General features: G+C 67.1%; 11 protein-coding genes. 10 read left to right on the forward strand and 1 reads right to left on the reverse strand.

From position 1 onward, the window contains the following. Window positions 1–244: 244 nt before the first annotated feature. The 10 genes from Q362_RS0106600 (at window position 245) to Q362_RS19480 (ending at window position 12913) form a co-directional block, all read left to right on the forward strand. On the forward strand, window positions 245–1393 hold the full coding sequence (locus tag Q362_RS0106600) for an iron-containing alcohol dehydrogenase (protein ID WP_028318045.1): 1149 nt from the start codon (window positions 245–247) through the stop codon (window positions 1391–1393). Next, window positions 1393–2583: a two-component system sensor histidine kinase NtrB gene (locus Q362_RS0106605; RefSeq protein ID WP_028318046.1), complete on the forward strand. Its 1191-nt coding sequence runs from the start codon at window positions 1393–1395 to the stop codon at window positions 2581–2583. The genes Q362_RS0106600 and Q362_RS0106605 overlap by 1 nt, the downstream gene beginning before the upstream one ends. Then, on the forward strand, window positions 2583–3923 hold the full coding sequence (locus Q362_RS0106610) for a sigma 54-interacting transcriptional regulator (RefSeq protein ID WP_028318047.1): 1341 nt from the start codon (window positions 2583–2585) through the stop codon (window positions 3921–3923). The genes Q362_RS0106605 and Q362_RS0106610 overlap by 1 nt, the downstream gene beginning before the upstream one ends. Window positions 3924–4085: 162 nt before the next feature. Continuing rightward, window positions 4086–5000, forward strand: coding sequence for a DUF362 domain-containing protein (locus tag Q362_RS0106615; RefSeq protein WP_028318048.1), 915 nt, complete (start codon window positions 4086–4088; stop codon window positions 4998–5000). Further along, on the forward strand, window positions 5000–6595 hold the full coding sequence (locus tag Q362_RS19475; RefSeq protein WP_035215857.1) for a 4Fe-4S binding protein: 1596 nt from the start codon (window positions 5000–5002) through the stop codon (window positions 6593–6595). The genes Q362_RS0106615 and Q362_RS19475 overlap by 1 nt, the downstream gene beginning before the upstream one ends. A gap of 26 nt (window positions 6596–6621) precedes the next feature. Further along, complete coding sequence (locus Q362_RS0106625) at window positions 6622–7860, forward strand: molybdopterin molybdotransferase MoeA (protein WP_028318049.1); 1239 nt, start codon at window positions 6622–6624, stop codon at window positions 7858–7860. Between the two features lie 32 nt (window positions 7861–7892). Beyond that, complete coding sequence (locus Q362_RS0106630) at window positions 7893–8801, forward strand: helix-turn-helix transcriptional regulator (RefSeq protein ID WP_028318050.1); 909 nt, start codon at window positions 7893–7895, stop codon at window positions 8799–8801. Between the two features lie 195 nt (window positions 8802–8996). Beyond that, window positions 8997–11453 (forward strand): AAA family ATPase, encoded by a 2457-nt coding sequence (locus Q362_RS0106635; protein WP_028318051.1) that lies wholly within the window; start codon window positions 8997–8999, stop codon window positions 11451–11453. Window positions 11454–11638: 185 nt separating this feature from the next. Then, window positions 11639–12271: a YiaD family glycine zipper/OmpA-like lipoprotein gene (locus tag Q362_RS0106640; RefSeq protein WP_028318052.1), complete on the forward strand. Its 633-nt coding sequence runs from the start codon at window positions 11639–11641 to the stop codon at window positions 12269–12271. A 15-nt stretch (window positions 12272–12286) separates the two neighbouring features. Beyond that, entirely contained in the window at window positions 12287–12913 is a 627-nt protein-coding gene (locus tag Q362_RS19480; RefSeq protein ID WP_035215859.1) for a DUF4126 domain-containing protein, read from the forward strand. Window positions 12914–13110: 197 nt separating this feature from the next. Here Q362_RS19480 and Q362_RS19485 read toward each other — a convergent pair whose 3' ends face one another. Next, window positions 13111–14442 carry an HD-GYP domain-containing protein gene (locus Q362_RS19485; RefSeq protein ID WP_051553789.1) on the reverse strand — a complete coding sequence of 444 codons (1332 nt, stop codon included), beginning with the start codon at window positions 14440–14442 and terminating at the stop codon, window positions 13111–13113. Between the last annotated feature and the right edge of the window lie 133 nt (window positions 14443–14575).

The raw sequence follows: 14575 nt of genomic DNA on the forward strand, positions 1-14575 counted from the left end.
GGTTTCCGGGTATGATTCCCGCTGAAATCCGGCGAACCACCCCGCTACCGGGCCGGAAACGGGTCATTTCTTCCATGCCGGCGCCCAACCGCCGATCTGGCGCATCATACCCGACACCCGGCATGAAAGATGCTCTCTCTTTCCGGGCACACCCGGCCACCGGGTTGGAACGATTCCCACGGTTCCGTTCCGCTCGCGGCGGGCACGCCGGTACATCCGAACACCACCAGCACTGGACAGCAGCATGGACACCACCAAATTCGCCATCCCCGAAATCATCTTCGGCCGGGGCAGCCTGAACTATGCCGGCCAATGCGCCCTGCGGCTCGGCGCCAAAAAGGTCTTCCTCGTCAGCGACGAGGGCATCGAGCAGGCCGGCTGGCTCCAGCGCCTGATGGACATCCTCGAGAAGGAAGGCATCAAATGGGTCTACTATCCCGGCGTCACCTCGAATCCCCGTGATTTCCAGGTGGAGCTGGGGGCGGAATTCTACGCCAAGAACGGCACCGACGTGATCATCGCCATCGGCGGCGGCAGCGCCATGGACACGGCCAAGGGCATCGCCATCATCGCCAGCAACGGCGGCAAGATCCGCGACTACGAGGGCGCCAACCGGGTGCAGCGGCCGCTGCCGCCGATGATGCTCATCACCACCACCGCGGGCTCGGGTTCGGACATCAGCCAGTTCTGCATCATCACCGACATGAAGCGCGGCGTCAAGATGTCGATCATCACCAGGACGCTGGTGCCCAACATCTCGATCGTCGATCCGCTGATCCTGCGCACCAAGAGCGAGTCCCTGATCATCCAGAGCGCGGTCGACGCCCTGGCCCACGCCATCGAGGCCTACATGTCGCGCATCTCCTCGCCCTTCACCGAGATGCACTCGCTCAAAGCCATCGACCTCATCCTGGCCAACATGCCGCGGGCCGTGGCCACCCGTTCGCTCGACGCCCTGGAGCAGTTGTCCATCGCCTCGGTGTCCGCCTCCATGGCCTTTTCCAATGCCGGCCTCGGCGCCGAGCACGCCCTGGCGCACTCCCTGGGCGGTCACTTCGACATGCGCCACGGCGTCGTCCACCCCATTCTGCTCACCAGCGTCATGCGCTTCAACCTCGACATCAACCCGCAAAAAATGGCGGAAATCGGCAGGGTGATCCTCAACCGCCGCCTCCATTCCGACCGGGCGACCGCCCTGGCCGGCATCGAGAAGCTCGACGAGTTCTTCGCCTCCTTCGATGTCGCCCTGCATCTTTCGGAAATCATTCCGGAGAGCGAACGGCACCACCTGGAGAACCTGTGCAAGATGGCGGTGCTCGACGCCTGCAACCTGACCAATCCCCGCCCGGCCACCTGGGAGGAATTTCATCGCATCTGCGAGGAGGTCTGGTGATGCCCCACACCACCACCCTGGAAGACCTGGTCGGCATCGAGCACTGCAAGCTCGGCTTTTACCAGGAGTTGCAGCAGAAGGTGGAGCAGTTGAAGAGCTCCAACCTGGAGCTTGAAAGAAAACGCAAGGAAATCCAGGCGTTGCTCGACGGGATCACCGACCTGATGGTGGTGCTCAACGAGGATATGACCATCCAGCGGGTCAACCATGTCTTCACCGAGTGGTTTCCGGGCATCGACCCGATGGGCATGCACTGCCACCGGATCTTCCGGGGCGAAGACAGCCACTGCGACGACTGTCCCGCCCTGCGCGCCCTGGACAGCGACCAGATCGTCAAGGACCTGTGCATCTACAAGGTCGGCGATGCCTTCAAGCACTACGAGATCATCGCCTCGCCGCTCAAGACCGGCACCGGCGAGCGCCAGGTGCTGCTCTTCAAGCGCGACGTCACCCTGGAAAAGGAGTTTCAGGCCCAATTCTACCAGGCCGAGAAGATGGCCACGGTCGGCACCCTGGCCGCCGGCGTGGCCCACGAGATCAACAATCCGCTCACCGCCATCCTCGGGTTCGCCGAGGGGCTGAAGCGTCGGAACGCCAAGCTGAATGGCCTCGTCGACGAGGAACTCCACGCCGATTTCAAGGAGTACACCGAAACCATCATCAAGGAATGCCTGCGCTGCCGCGACATCGTGCAGACGCTCCTGACCTTCAGCCGCCCCACCGCCCCCAGCCTCGGCCATGTCGATCTCAACCAGTGCGTCACTGACACCCTGTTCATCCTCAAGCACCATTTCAAGGAGCATCACGACCTGACCCTGCACACCGACCTGCGGGAGAATCTGCCGCTCATCCTGGGCGACGAATCCCAACTCAAGCAGGTGATCATCAACCTGCTCACCAACGCCTTCGACGCCACCGGGGCCGGCGGCCGCATCCTGATCCGGACCCAGACCGAGGAAAACAACCGCGTCACCCTCATCATCGAGGACACCGGCTGCGGCATCCCGCTGGAAATGCACGACAAACTCTTCGAACCGTTTTTCACCACCAAGCCGGTCGGCAAGGGCATCGGCATCGGCCTGTCCACCTGCTATTCGATCGTCAACAACCACAACGGGGAAATCAGCGTCACCAGCGCCGTGGGCAAGGGCTCGTCGTTCAAGGTTTCCCTGCCGGGCATGGAGGCATGATGGACAGAGAAAAATATTCCATTCTGGTGGTCGACGACGAGGAATCGATCCGCCGGCTGCTGCACAAGGAACTCCGCAACAAGAACCGCGAGGTGCTCACCGCCGCCGACGGCGCCGAGGCCATGGCCATGGTGCGCAGCCACTGGTTCGACGTGATCATCATGGATCTGTGGCTGCCGGACGTTTCCGACCTCGATCTCCTGATCCGCATCCGCGAATCGATCCCCCACATCGAGGTGATCATGATCACCGGCCACGGCGACGTCGACATCGCGGTGGAGGCGATGAAGCTGGGCGCCTGCGACTTCATCCGCAAGCCGTTCAATCTCGACCGTCTCGACCTGATCGTGGAAAAGGCCCACCAGCGGGTGCTGCTGTCGCGGGAAAACGCCATGCTCCGCCACTCCACCGGCCACGAGCGGCGGCAGCAGGTCCGGCTCATCGGTAACTCCCAGGCCATCCGCGAGATCCATTTCCTGGCCGAAAAGGTGGCCCCGGCCCGGATTCCGGTGCTGATCACCGGCGAATCCGGGGCCGGCAAAGACGTGGTGGCCCGGCTGATCCACAGCCGCTCCCCCCTGGCCGGCCATCCGATGGTCGTCAAGAACTGCGCCACCCTGCAGAAGGAGCTGGCCCGCAGCGAACTGTTCGGCCACGTCAAGGGTTCGTTCACCGGCGCCAACGAATCGCGGGAGGGCCTGCTCTCCTTTGCCCACGATTCCACCCTCTTCCTCGACGAAATCGGCGACCTGCCCATGGAGGTGCAGGCCTCGCTGCTGCGGGTGCTGGAAACCGGCACCTACCGGCGGGTCGGCGAAAAGGAGGAGCGCAAGGTCAACATCCGCTTTCTCTTCGCCACCAACCGCCACCTGGCGGAGGAGGTGGAAGCGGGCCGGTTCAACGAGGCCTTTTTCCACCGCATCAACGCCTTCAGCATCAAGATCCCGGCCCTGCGGGACCGCAAGGAGGACCTGCCCCTGCTGGTCGACTACTTCCTCACCTGCCTCAGCCCGGACTCCACCCAGTACCGCATCGTCGAGCGGGCCATGGCCTGCATCCTCAACTACAATTGGCCGGGCAACATCCGCGAGTTGCGCAACGTCATCGAGCGCTCGATCATCCTGGCCGAAAACGGGATCATCACCGAGCGTTGCCTGCCGCGCGAGATGGTGGAGTCGGCGGATGCCGGCGGCACCGACCTCACCCTGGCCTCGGTGGAGAAGCAGCACATCCTGCGGATGCTCGACTTCCACGGCGGCAACCGCCAGAAAACCGCCGATACCCTGGGCATCAGCCGCAAGACCCTCTACCGCAAGCTGCTCGAATACGCCATCGAATGAGCGGCGAAAAGCCGCTGCCGGCCGCCGGCCATCTCCGGGGGGCTGTAATTCGTTGTTTTTCCCCCTGCCACCGGGTACAATTTCGCCGTTGCCCCTGCCCGCGCCCCTGCGGCCCCGTTGCCGCCACACCGTGCCCACCCCGTATGCCCGCTGGAGGTATCCATGAACAGACGGCAATTCATCCGCGATGTCCTGCTCTGGTCGGCCGGCGCCACCCTGGCCGTGCCCCGGTTCACCGTCCTCGCCGAGACCCTGGCCGAGGATGCCCCCCAACCCCTGCTCGGCGTGGCCAAGGGCGGGGATTACGGCGCCCTGGTGACGCGGGTGCTGCAACCGCTCGGCGGCATGGGCCGGTTCGTCCGGCCCGGCGACCGGGTGGTGGTCAAGCCGAACATCGGCTGGGACCGCAACCCGGAACAGGGGGCCAACACCCATCCCCAGGTGGTCCAGGCCGTGGTCCGGCAGGCCCTGGAGGCGGGAGCGAAGAAGGTGCTGGTCTTCGACCGTACCTGCAACGAGCAGCGGCGCTGCTACGCCAACAGCGGCATCGAGCGGGCGGTCCGCGACCTCAACGACAGCCGCGCGGTGATCGAGCACATCGACCAGCGCAAGTTCGTGCCGGTGGACATCGCCAGGGGCAAGGCGCTCACCCGCTGGGAAATTTACAAGGACGCCCTGGACTGCGACTGCTACATCAATCTGCCGGTGGCCAAGCACCACGGCCTGTCCCGGCTGACCCTGGGATTGAAGAACACCATGGGCGTGATCGGCGGCAACCGGGGCTCGCTCCACCACGATCTCGGCCAGAGCCTGGCCGACCTGGCCACGGTGGTCCGGCCCAGGCTGACCCTCATCGACGCCACCCGCATCCTGCTCGACAACGGGCCGCAGGGCGGCAATCTCGCCGATGTGCGCCGCATGGACACCCTGATCGCCGCCATCGATCCGGTGGCCGCCGACGCCTATGCCACCACTTTGTTCGATTTGCAGCCCGAGGCCATCGCCTCCACGGTGGCGGCCCACGCGCTGGGCTTGGGCGAGATGGCGCTCGACCGCATCACCGTGATGGAGGCCTGATGCGGCGGCCCGCCTTACTCCCGGCGCCGTCCACCTGGCGCGCGCTCGGCCAGACCCTGTTTCTGCTCCTGTTTCTGACCCTGTTCGTCACAACCGATTATGCCGGTGTCGACGAGCTGAACTGGGCGGTCAACCTCCTCTTCCGCATCGATCCCTTTCTCGCCGCGGCGGCCATGCTGGCGGCCAGGGCGGTCATCGCCCTCATGCTGCCGGCCCTGCTCACCCTCGGCCTGACCCTACTCTTCGGCCGCTTCTTCTGCGGCTGGGTCTGTCCCATGGGCAGCCTGATCGACGCCAGCCGCCGCCTGGTCGGACGCGCCACCACCACCCTGCCGCAGCCCGGCCGGAGGCATCTCAAGTATCTGCTGCTCCTTTTTCTCCTGACCGCCGCCTGCCTCGGCCTGCCCCTGGCCGGCTACCTCGATCCCTTTTCGCTTCTGGTGCGCGGCCTCACCTTTTCGGTGCAGCCGGCCCTGGACCACGCCGCCACCATCCTCTTCACCTGGACCTACCAGCAGGCGCCGGACTGGGTCAACGCGGTGACCGAACCGGCCTACGCGCTGCTCAAGCGCTCCATCCTCCCCTTCAGCGCCAAAATATACAACCTCTCGGTCTTGTCGCTTTTCCTGCTGCTCGCGGTGCTGGGGCTGAGCCGGCTGGAGCCGCGCTTCTTCTGCCGCAAGGTCTGCCCGTTGGGGGCGCTGCTGGCCCTGACCGCCCGGTTCTCCCTATTCCGCCTCCGCGGCGGCTCGGCCGAGTGCGGCCGCTGCACCCAGTGCCGCCTGGTCTGCCCCATGGCCGCCATCGGCGAATCGAGGGAAATCGCCACGGCGGAATGTACCCTCTGCCTCGATTGCGTCAGCCACTGTCCCCGTTCCCGCATCGGCTACGGGTTGAAGCGTGTTGCCGCCGCCAACGGCCAGGCCGCGACCAACGGGCAAACCGCCAACCTGTCCCGCCGCGCGATCCTGGCGTCGCTGGCCGCGGGCGCGCTGGCCCCGCTGGCCCTGCCCTCCCGGCCGCTGGCCCGCCACGGCGATCCGCAATTGATCAGGCCGCCCGGCGCCCTGGCCGAACCGGATTTCCTCGACCTCTGCCTCCGCTGCGGCGAATGCATGAAGGTCTGCATCGGCAACGCCCTTCACGCCACCTGGCTGGAGGCCGGCCTGGAAGGAGTGTTCACTCCCCGGCTGATCGGCCGCCTCGGCTACTGCGAGTACAACTGCACCCTCTGCGGCCAGGTCTGCCCCAGCGGCGCCATCAGAAAACTCGGCAGAATCGACAAACAGGCCGTGATCATCGGCCGGGCGCATTTCGACAAGAACCGCTGCCTGCCCTACGCCTCGGGCACGCCGTGCATCGTCTGCGAGGAGCATTGCCCGACCCCGGACAAGGCGATCAAGTTCCGGGAAATCGAAACCGAAAACAGCAAGGGCGAACGGGTCCTGGTCCGGCAGCCCTATGTGGTCGACGACCTCTGCATCGGCTGCGGCATCTGCGAAAACAAATGCCCGCTGGACGGCGCGGCGGCCATCCTGGTGACCTCGGCCGGAGAAAGCCGCCACCGCCATCTCTTCCGCCAGGACGGCTACTGACCGGAGCGGACGCCCCGGACCACGACATGAACGATACCTACGCGCAGCTTCCCCCGGTCGAATTCATGGGCCATTTCGCCGAGTTCGCCCCGCTGACGGCCGAGACGATCCCGCTTGTCCAGGCGCGGGGCCGCGTCCTCGCCGAACCGCTCGTCAGCGGCGAGACGCTGCCGCCCTTTTCCCGCTCGCTCATGGACGGCTACGCGGTCCGGGCCGCCGACACCCGCGGCGCTTCCGCCTCGAACCCGGTCCGCTTGGCCGTGATCGGCGAGATCGTCACCGGCAGTTCCGGCCAGGCGCTAACCCTGGCGCCCGGCCAGGCGGTCCGCATCTCCACCGGCGGCGAGCTGCCGCAGGAGGCCGATGCCGTGGTCATGATCGAGCAGACCAACTCCCCTGACCGGCAAACGGTGGCCGTGTGCCGGCCGGTGGCGCCGGCGGAGAACGTGACCGGGGCCGGCGAGGATTGCAGGCCGGGTACGGTCGTACTCGAAGCGAACCGCCGCCTGCGGCCCCAGGACCTGGGCCTGCTCGCCAGCCTGGGCATCGGCTCGGTGCCGGTCCATCGGCAGCCGCGGGTGGCGATTCTCTCCACCGGCGACGAACTGGTGCCACCCGAGCAGACGCCGCCGCCGGGCAAGGTCCGCAACGTCAATTCCACCACCCTGACGGCCCTGGTCGAGGAAGCCGGCGGCCTGCCCCTGCCGGGCGGCATCTGTCCCGACGACTTCGACCGCCTGCTCGCCCGCTGCACCGAGGCGCTGGCCCGGGCCGACGTTCTGCTGCTCACCGGCGGCAGCTCCATGGGCAAGCGCGACTTCACCGGCCGGGTCTTCGCCGCCATCCCCGGTGCCGAGGTCCTGGTGCACGGCGTGTCGGTCCGGCCCGGCAAGCCCACCATCCTCGCCCGACAGGGCAACAAGGCCCTGTTCGGCCTGCCCGGCCATGCGGCCTCGGCACTCATCGGCTTCATCTGTTTCGTCCGTCCGCTGCTCAGGCACTACACCGGTCTGGGCGCGACCTTGGGGCTGCCGGCCGTGCGGGCGATCCTCGGCCAATCGCTTTCCTCGGCAATCGGCCGGGAAGACTATGTCCGCGTCCGCCTCGAACCGCAAGCTAACGGCATGTTGCCTCTGGTGCTTCCAGTTCCGGGCAAGCCCGGCCTGCTCAGCCCGCTGGTCCGGGCCGACGGCCTGCTGCCCATCGGCCGCGACATCGCGGGTCTGGACCAGGGCACGGAGGCGACGGTGCTCCTGTTCCCGTGACCGGCCGCCCCATTTTTTTTCACGGATATGCCATGCATCCCCTGTTGACCACCAAAGAGGTTGCCGAATTCCTCAACATCCACGAAAAGATGGTCTACACCCTGGTGGCGGAAAAGGGCATGCCCGCCACCAAGATCGCTGGCAAATGGCTCTTTCCCCGGCACCTGATCGAACAGTGGGTGGAGAACAACACCATCAACTTTCCCGACCCCGGCCGGCCCCTGGCCTCGAATCAGCGGCTGATCGTGCTGGCGGGCGGCCGCGACCTTCTGCTCGACACCGCCATCAGCCTGTTCAACCGCACCTATGCCGGACATCTGGCGGTGTTCGGCCATGTCGGCGGCATGGGCGGGCTCCGGGCCCTGCGCGCCAACCTCTGCCATATCGCCACCAGCCAGGCCCTCCCGGAGGACGAGCCCGACCCCGCTGTTCCCGACCAGACTCGGCCGTCCGCGCCGAGGCCGGTGGCAATCACTTTCTGCCGCCGCCTGCACGGCCTGCTGGTGCGGAAGAACAATCCCCTGGGCATCCTGTCGGCGGCCGATCTCGGCCGTGCCGGCCTGCGGCTGGCCAACCGCCCGCTCGGCACCACCGCCCGCCGGCTGCTCGACCGGGAATTGCAGCGGGCGGGGATCGCGGGCGACGGCATCGCTGGCTATCACCACGAACTGGCGGACCACCTGGATGTCGGCCTGGCAATCCTGGCCGGCCGGGCCGATGCCGGGCCGGGGATCGAGGCGGTGGCCGGCAACCTCGACCTCGGTTTCATCCCCCTGTGCTGGGAGCGGTTCGACCTGCTGGTGGCCGGGGACATTGTTGCCGAACAATCGGTTCAGGCCTTTATCGGGCTGCTCCAGTCCGAACCGTTCAAGGAGGCCGCACGAACCCTGCGCGGCTACGACCTGAGCCTGACCGGGAAAATCGTCTGTCACAAGGGATAGCCCCGCGCGGCCGGCGCTGGAACCGCGCCCGGCCCGATGCCCGCGCCGCCGGCAAAAGCTGTTGACTTCCCCTGGCCCGTTTTGTACCTCTCCAATGCCGAAGGGATGCGGGCACGGCCGGCCGCCAGGCCCTGCGGCCGTTCCCGATCCTTGCCCGGCCGTCCCGTCTCCTTTCCACGCAAACGTTTCGCACCCATGCCCATGACCACCCTGACTCCTGCCGAACTGCGTCTGACCATCGCCCCCGACTCCCTGGGGTTCGCCGACACCTCGGCCCTGCTGCACCACGATCTCCCCTGGATCGGCCAGGAGCGGGCGGAAAGCGCCGCCCTCTTCGGGCTGGCCATGGAACAGGCCGATTACAACCTGTTCGTCCTCGGCGAGGTCGGCAGCGGCCGGTCCTCTCTGCTCAGGGAGGCCATGCAGGCCGCGGCGGCCCGCCGACCAACCCCGCCGGACCTCTGCTATCTGCACAACTTCGACGCCCCGGAGCGGCCGCAGGCCCTCCGGCTGCCCGCCGGTCAGGGCCGCGTCCTGCGCCAGGCCATGGCCAGGATGATCAGGACCCTGCTCGCCGCCATCCCGCAGCAGTTGGGCGGCCCGGACTTCAAGGTGGAAAGCGAGCGCCTCGTCCAGTCGTACAAGCAGGAGGAATCCCGCGCCTTCACCACACTCGACGCCTTTGCCGAGGCCCGCGCTTTCTCGATGCGGCGGGAGGCGGACAACATCCTCTTCACCCTGCGCAGCCCCGACGGCCATGCCCTCAGCGAGGATGACATGCTGGCCCTGCCCAGGGACCAACGCAACGAGATCGAACAAAAGGAGCAGGAACTGCTGGCGGAGATCAACCGCTATTTCGAGCGGACCAGGCCCCTGGAACAGGCGATGCACGAAGCGCTGGCCACCCTGCGTCGGCGGACGGTCGATCCGCTGCTGGAGCGGGAATGCGGCGGGATTCTTCCGGAAATCGACGGCGAGAGCGAGGCCGGACGCACCCTCGCCGCCTATCTGGCGCAGGTCAGAAGCGATATCCTCGACCACCTTGACCTGTTCAAATCTCCCGAAGCAGACGACGAAGCGGCCACGGAGACGCTCGATACGGTGTTGTCCCGCTACCGGGTCAACCTGATCGTGGACAACGACGGCCTTTGCGGGGCACCGGTGATCGTCGAGGACAACCCGTTGTACCGCTCGCTGTTCGGCAGCATCGAATACCAGGGGGAAAACGACGTGCTGGTCACCGATTTCTCCCGCATTCGCGCCGGCAGCCTGCTCAGGGCGCACGGCGGCTTTCTCCTCCTGCACCTGCGCGACCTGCTGGCCGACGGCCTGGTCTGGGAAAAACTGCGCCGTTTTCTCCGCAACGGCCAGGTGCGGATCGAGGAACCGGGCACGGCCCATGCCCCGATCGCGGCGGTGTCCCTGGCGCCCGAACCGGTGGCCGTGGATGTCAAGATCGTGCTCATCGGCTCGCGCGATCTCTATTACGAACTGCAGGAGGACGATCCCGAATTTGCCCGCCGCTTCCGCGTCAAGGTGGACTTCGCCGACCGGTTCGACGCCACCGATGCCACCCGCAGGGCCTCCGCCGTCTTCGTTGCCCGCACCTGCGCCAAACTCGGCCTGCCCCATTTTTCCGCGGCCGCCGTGGCGTGCCTCCTGGAGCAGAGCCACCGGGAGGCCGAGGACCGCACCCGGCAGAGCGCGCTCTTCGGCCGGACCGCGGCCCTGGTCGTGGAAAGCGCGGCCCTGTGCCGCCAGCGGCACGACGGCCCGGTCGCGCCCGCCGATGTGGAAGCGGCCCTGGCGGCGCGATCCTGGCGCCACGACTATCCCGAGCAGCTGATGCGGGAGGCCGTGGCCGACGGCGAGGTGCTCATCTCCCTGGATGGCGGGCAGGTCGGCCAGGTGAACGGCCTGAGCGTGGTCGATCTGGGCGATCACCGCTTCGGCCATCCGGTGCGGGTCAGCGCCCGCACCCATGCCGGCGAGGAGGGCCTGGTCAACATCGAGCGCGAGGTGGCCCTGTCCGGCCCCATCCACGACAAGGGCGTGTTCATCCTCCAGCACTATCTGGCGGCGCTCTTCGCCCGCAACACGCCGCTGGCCCTCAGCGCCTCCCTTGTCCTGGAGCAGGAATACAGCGGCATCGAGGGCGACTCCGCCTCCTGCGCCGAGCTGTATGGCCTGCTGTCGTCGCTGGCGGGCGTGCCGGTTTGGCAGGGAATCGCGGTGACCGGCGCCCTCAACCAGCATGGCGAGGTGTTGCCGGTGGGCGGTATCAACGAAAAGATCGAAGGGTTTTTCCGGCTCTGCGCCGCCGCCGGCCTGAACGGCAGCCAGGGAGTGCTGATCCCGCACCGCAACCGGCGCCACCTGATGCTCGATCATGCGGTCGTCGACGCCGTGCGCCGGGGCCTGTTCCACATCCACGCCGTGGAACGGGTGACCGAGGGACTGGAACTGCTCACCGGCATGCCCGCCGGTCGCGCCAACAAAAACGGGATGTATCCGGCCGGCAGCCTGCTCCACCTCGCGCAGAGGACGCTGCTCACCTTCCGCCGCGCCTGCGACGCCGTGGAACACCGGCCCGACTTCGGCAGGAGCCCGCGCCGGGACAAAGCCGGCGCCGGCTTCGATCAGCCGATCTGAATCTGGGCGTGCCTCCGGCAAAGCGGGCCGTCCCCCGGCCGGAGGCGGGGATTTCGTTTTCCATTTCCGTTAAAGATGCTATGATTTGTCATCGCTCAAGCCGCAAGGATGCGCTCCGGATCGCCGACAGGTTTGTCGACCGGCCGGATTTCCCCTCATTTCACAATTCGACCAAAGGAGCTGTTATGAATCACGTGATCAGATGTTCCGCCATTCTCGCTCTGGCCGCCATGCTGACCGCCTGCGCCGGCGCCAACAAACAACAGACCGGAACCGGGGTCGGCGCCGCCGCCGGGGCCGGCATCGGCGCCCTGCTCGGACAGGCCATCGGCCACAACACCACGAGCACGCTGGTCGGCGCCGGCATCGGTGCCGTGCTGGGCGGCATCGCCGGCAACCAGATCGGCGCCTACATGGATCAGCAGGAGCAACAGTTGCAGCAGATCGAGGCGGCCAGCATCCAGCGCGACAACGACGTCCTCACCGCCACCTTCAAGAGCGACATGTTCTTCGATTTCAACTCGGCCGAACTGAAGCCCGGCGCCTACAGCGAGCTGAACCGGGTCGCCAACGTGCTGAACAACTTCCCGCAGACCACCATCCGGGTCGAAGGGCACACCGACACCAAGGGCGGCGTCGAGTACAACCAGCGGCTCTCCGAACGCCGCGCCGAGTCGGTCAAGAACGCCCTGGCCCAGCGCGGCGTCGATTCCCGGCGCATCGAGGCGGTCGGCTACGGCAAGTCGCAGCCCATCTCCTCCAGCGACGCGGTCAACCGGCGCGTGGTGATCGTCATCAACCCCATCCGCCAGAACTAGGCACCCACCCCGGGGATGGCCACCGCCGACCCCATCACCGGCACGCTCGCCCTGGCCACGGGCCTGGCCTGGGCGAGCGGCATCAATCTCTATGCCGCCCTGCTGGTGGTGGGACTCCTGGCCGCGAACGGGGCGATCCCGTTGCCCCCCGATCTGCAGGTGCTGGCCCATCCCTGGGTGATCGGCGCGGCCGCCACGATGTATCTCGCTGAATTCCTGGCCGACAAGGTGCCGGGGGTCGACTCGGTCTGGGACAGCCTCCACACCCTCATCCGCATCCCGGCCGGAGCCGTGCTGGCGGCCGGAGCAATCGGCGAGGTCGACCCGGCCGTCACGGCCGTGGCGGCCCTGGTCGGCGGGACCGTCTCCGCCGGCGCCCACGCGCTCAAGGCCGGCACCAGAATCCTGGTCAACGCGTCGCCCGAGCCCTTTTCCAACTGGGCGCTTTCCATCGGCGAGGATGCGGCGGTGCTGGCCGGCCTGTGGATCGCGGTCACGCACCCCTGGCTGTTCCTCGTCTGTCTCGGCCTCTTCGTGCTGGCCTGCCTCTGCCTGCTGCCCCTGCTCTGGCGGGGCATCAGGCATCTTGTCCGCCGACTGACCGGCCTGTTCGGTCCCGCCGCCCGCCCGCCTTCCCTATAAAGCTGCACGTCGGGCTTCGCTACGCTCAGCGCCAACCACCGCTCAGCCAACGCCCTTCCCGGGTCAGGGGGAAGCGGCGCGGCGTGGCCACTCGGTATGTCGGGCAAACCCGCTTGCGCTCGGAAAAACCAAAACACCGCGCTGTTACAGAGGAAAGGGGACAGGGCTCTCGCCGCCACCGTCACGGTGCCGGCGTTTCAATACAGCACCACCGCGCCCTCGCTGAAATACCGGGCCACCACCATCCTCAGTTCGTCGCGCACGCCCTGATCTCCACGGGTCGTGCAAAAAAGAGAGAATTCCGGGGCAACGGTTTCGAAGGCATCGACAATCGCGGGGTCGAAATGGCTGCCCCGCCCCTGTCGCACCATGGTCATGGCCGCCTCGAAGGACAGCGGTTCCTTGTACGGCCGGCGCGACGTCAGGGCGTCGAAGACGTCGGCCACGGCAAAAATCCGCGCCAACAGGGGGATGGCCTCGCCGGCCAGGCCCAGGGGGTAGCCGCTGCCGTCGAAGCGCTCGTGATGGCTGGCGACCACCGGGGCCGCGTCGCGAAGCCAGGCCGAACCGGCGATGATGTCCATGCCGTGCCGCACATGCTCCTGCATCAGACCGCGTTCTTCCTCGGTCAATCCGCCGGCCTTGAGCAGGACATTGTCCCGGATGCCGATCTTGCCGACATCGTGGAGAAAGGCGCCCTTGATCAGGGCCTGGATCTCGCCGGTGCCCAGATGCAGCGCCTCGGCCAGGCGCACGGCGCACAGGGTCACCCGGAAGTTGTGCATGTCGGTGTCGCTGTCGCGCTTGGCGACGGCACTGGCCAGCAGGGACAGGGTTTCGAGGTTGGCCTCCAGCAGGGTGCGGGAGAAAAGGGTCAGCCTGCCCACCAGGTTGAGAATGACCGGATAGAGCAGACCGCTGGTGGCGAGCACGACCAGCACGGTCAGGAAAACGGCGCGCCGCAAGGTGGCGCGGATGCCGGCGAGCGTGGCTTCGGAGGGTGCGAAGATCGCCTGCACAGAGCCGATCCTCTGCCCCGCCTGGTCCTGGAGCGGCACCACCACATGGACATGCATCCGTTCTCCAAGAAAGACGATCTCGGCCAATTCGCCGGTTCCGGGGTGCGGGCGGGGCCGGGAGGCGATGAACCGGCGCACCTCCTCGGCCAGCGCATAGCCAGGGTCGCGCAGTTCGACGATATCAGGAGCGTCCGGACCGGAGAAACAGGCATAGACGTAAGCCCCTCTCTCCCCTTCCCGGTAGGCCTGGATGCGTCCGGCCAGCGCCTGCCGGAAGGCGGCGTGCCCGTCCATCCCCGATTCCCGGCTCACCGCTTGGGTGCGCAGGACCAGCAGCCCCACCTCGTTGCGCGTTTCCTCGATGACCTGGGCGCCAAGATGCCGCTCCTGCGCCACATAGACCAGGCCGGCGGCCAACAGACCGGCGGCGGCGGCCATGAGGGCCAGCCGCAGGGTCAGGGTCCGGTAGACAAAACGATGCAGGGAAATGGGGCGGCGGGAAGTTCCCATCGGGCCTCACTGTTCATGACGCGAAACGGCCACGGCCCGGGCGCGCTGCCCGCGTGGCCACCCGCCCACTGTATCGCGGCCGGGCCGCCGGCGCAATCGCCGCGATTTCGGGACGCGCAATCGCCCGGATCAC

Origin of the sequence: Desulfobulbus elongatus DSM 2908 (genome assembly GCF_000621145.1) — a bacterium.
GTDB lineage: Bacteria > Desulfobacterota > Desulfobulbia > Desulfobulbales > Desulfobulbaceae > Desulfobulbus > Desulfobulbus elongatus.

Excerpts from the sequence above, each read along its gene's own strand:
- Q362_RS0106600 (WP_028318045.1), top strand. The coding sequence starts at position 245 with ATGGACACCACCAAATTCGCCATCCCCGAAATCATCTTCGGCCGGGGC.
- Q362_RS0106605 (WP_028318046.1), top strand. The coding sequence starts at position 1,393 with ATGCCCCACACCACCACCCTGGAAGACCTGGTCGGCATCGAGCACTGC.
- Q362_RS0106610 (WP_028318047.1), top strand. The coding sequence starts at position 2,583 with ATGGACAGAGAAAAATATTCCATTCTGGTGGTCGACGACGAGGAATCG.
- Q362_RS0106615 (WP_028318048.1), top strand. The coding sequence starts at position 4,086 with ATGAACAGACGGCAATTCATCCGCGATGTCCTGCTCTGGTCGGCCGGC.
- Q362_RS19475 (WP_035215857.1), top strand. The coding sequence starts at position 5,000 with ATGCGGCGGCCCGCCTTACTCCCGGCGCCGTCCACCTGGCGCGCGCTC.
- Q362_RS0106625 (WP_028318049.1), top strand. The coding sequence starts at position 6,622 with ATGAACGATACCTACGCGCAGCTTCCCCCGGTCGAATTCATGGGCCAT.
- Q362_RS0106630 (WP_028318050.1), top strand. The coding sequence starts at position 7,893 with ATGCATCCCCTGTTGACCACCAAAGAGGTTGCCGAATTCCTCAACATC.
- Q362_RS0106635 (WP_028318051.1), top strand. The coding sequence starts at position 8,997 with ATGCCCATGACCACCCTGACTCCTGCCGAACTGCGTCTGACCATCGCC.
- Q362_RS0106640 (WP_028318052.1), top strand. The coding sequence starts at position 11,639 with ATGAATCACGTGATCAGATGTTCCGCCATTCTCGCTCTGGCCGCCATG.
- Q362_RS19480 (WP_035215859.1), top strand. The coding sequence starts at position 12,287 with ATGGCCACCGCCGACCCCATCACCGGCACGCTCGCCCTGGCCACGGGC.
- Q362_RS19485 (WP_051553789.1), bottom strand. The coding sequence starts at position 14,442 with ATGGGAACTTCCCGCCGCCCCATTTCCCTGCATCGTTTTGTCTACCGG.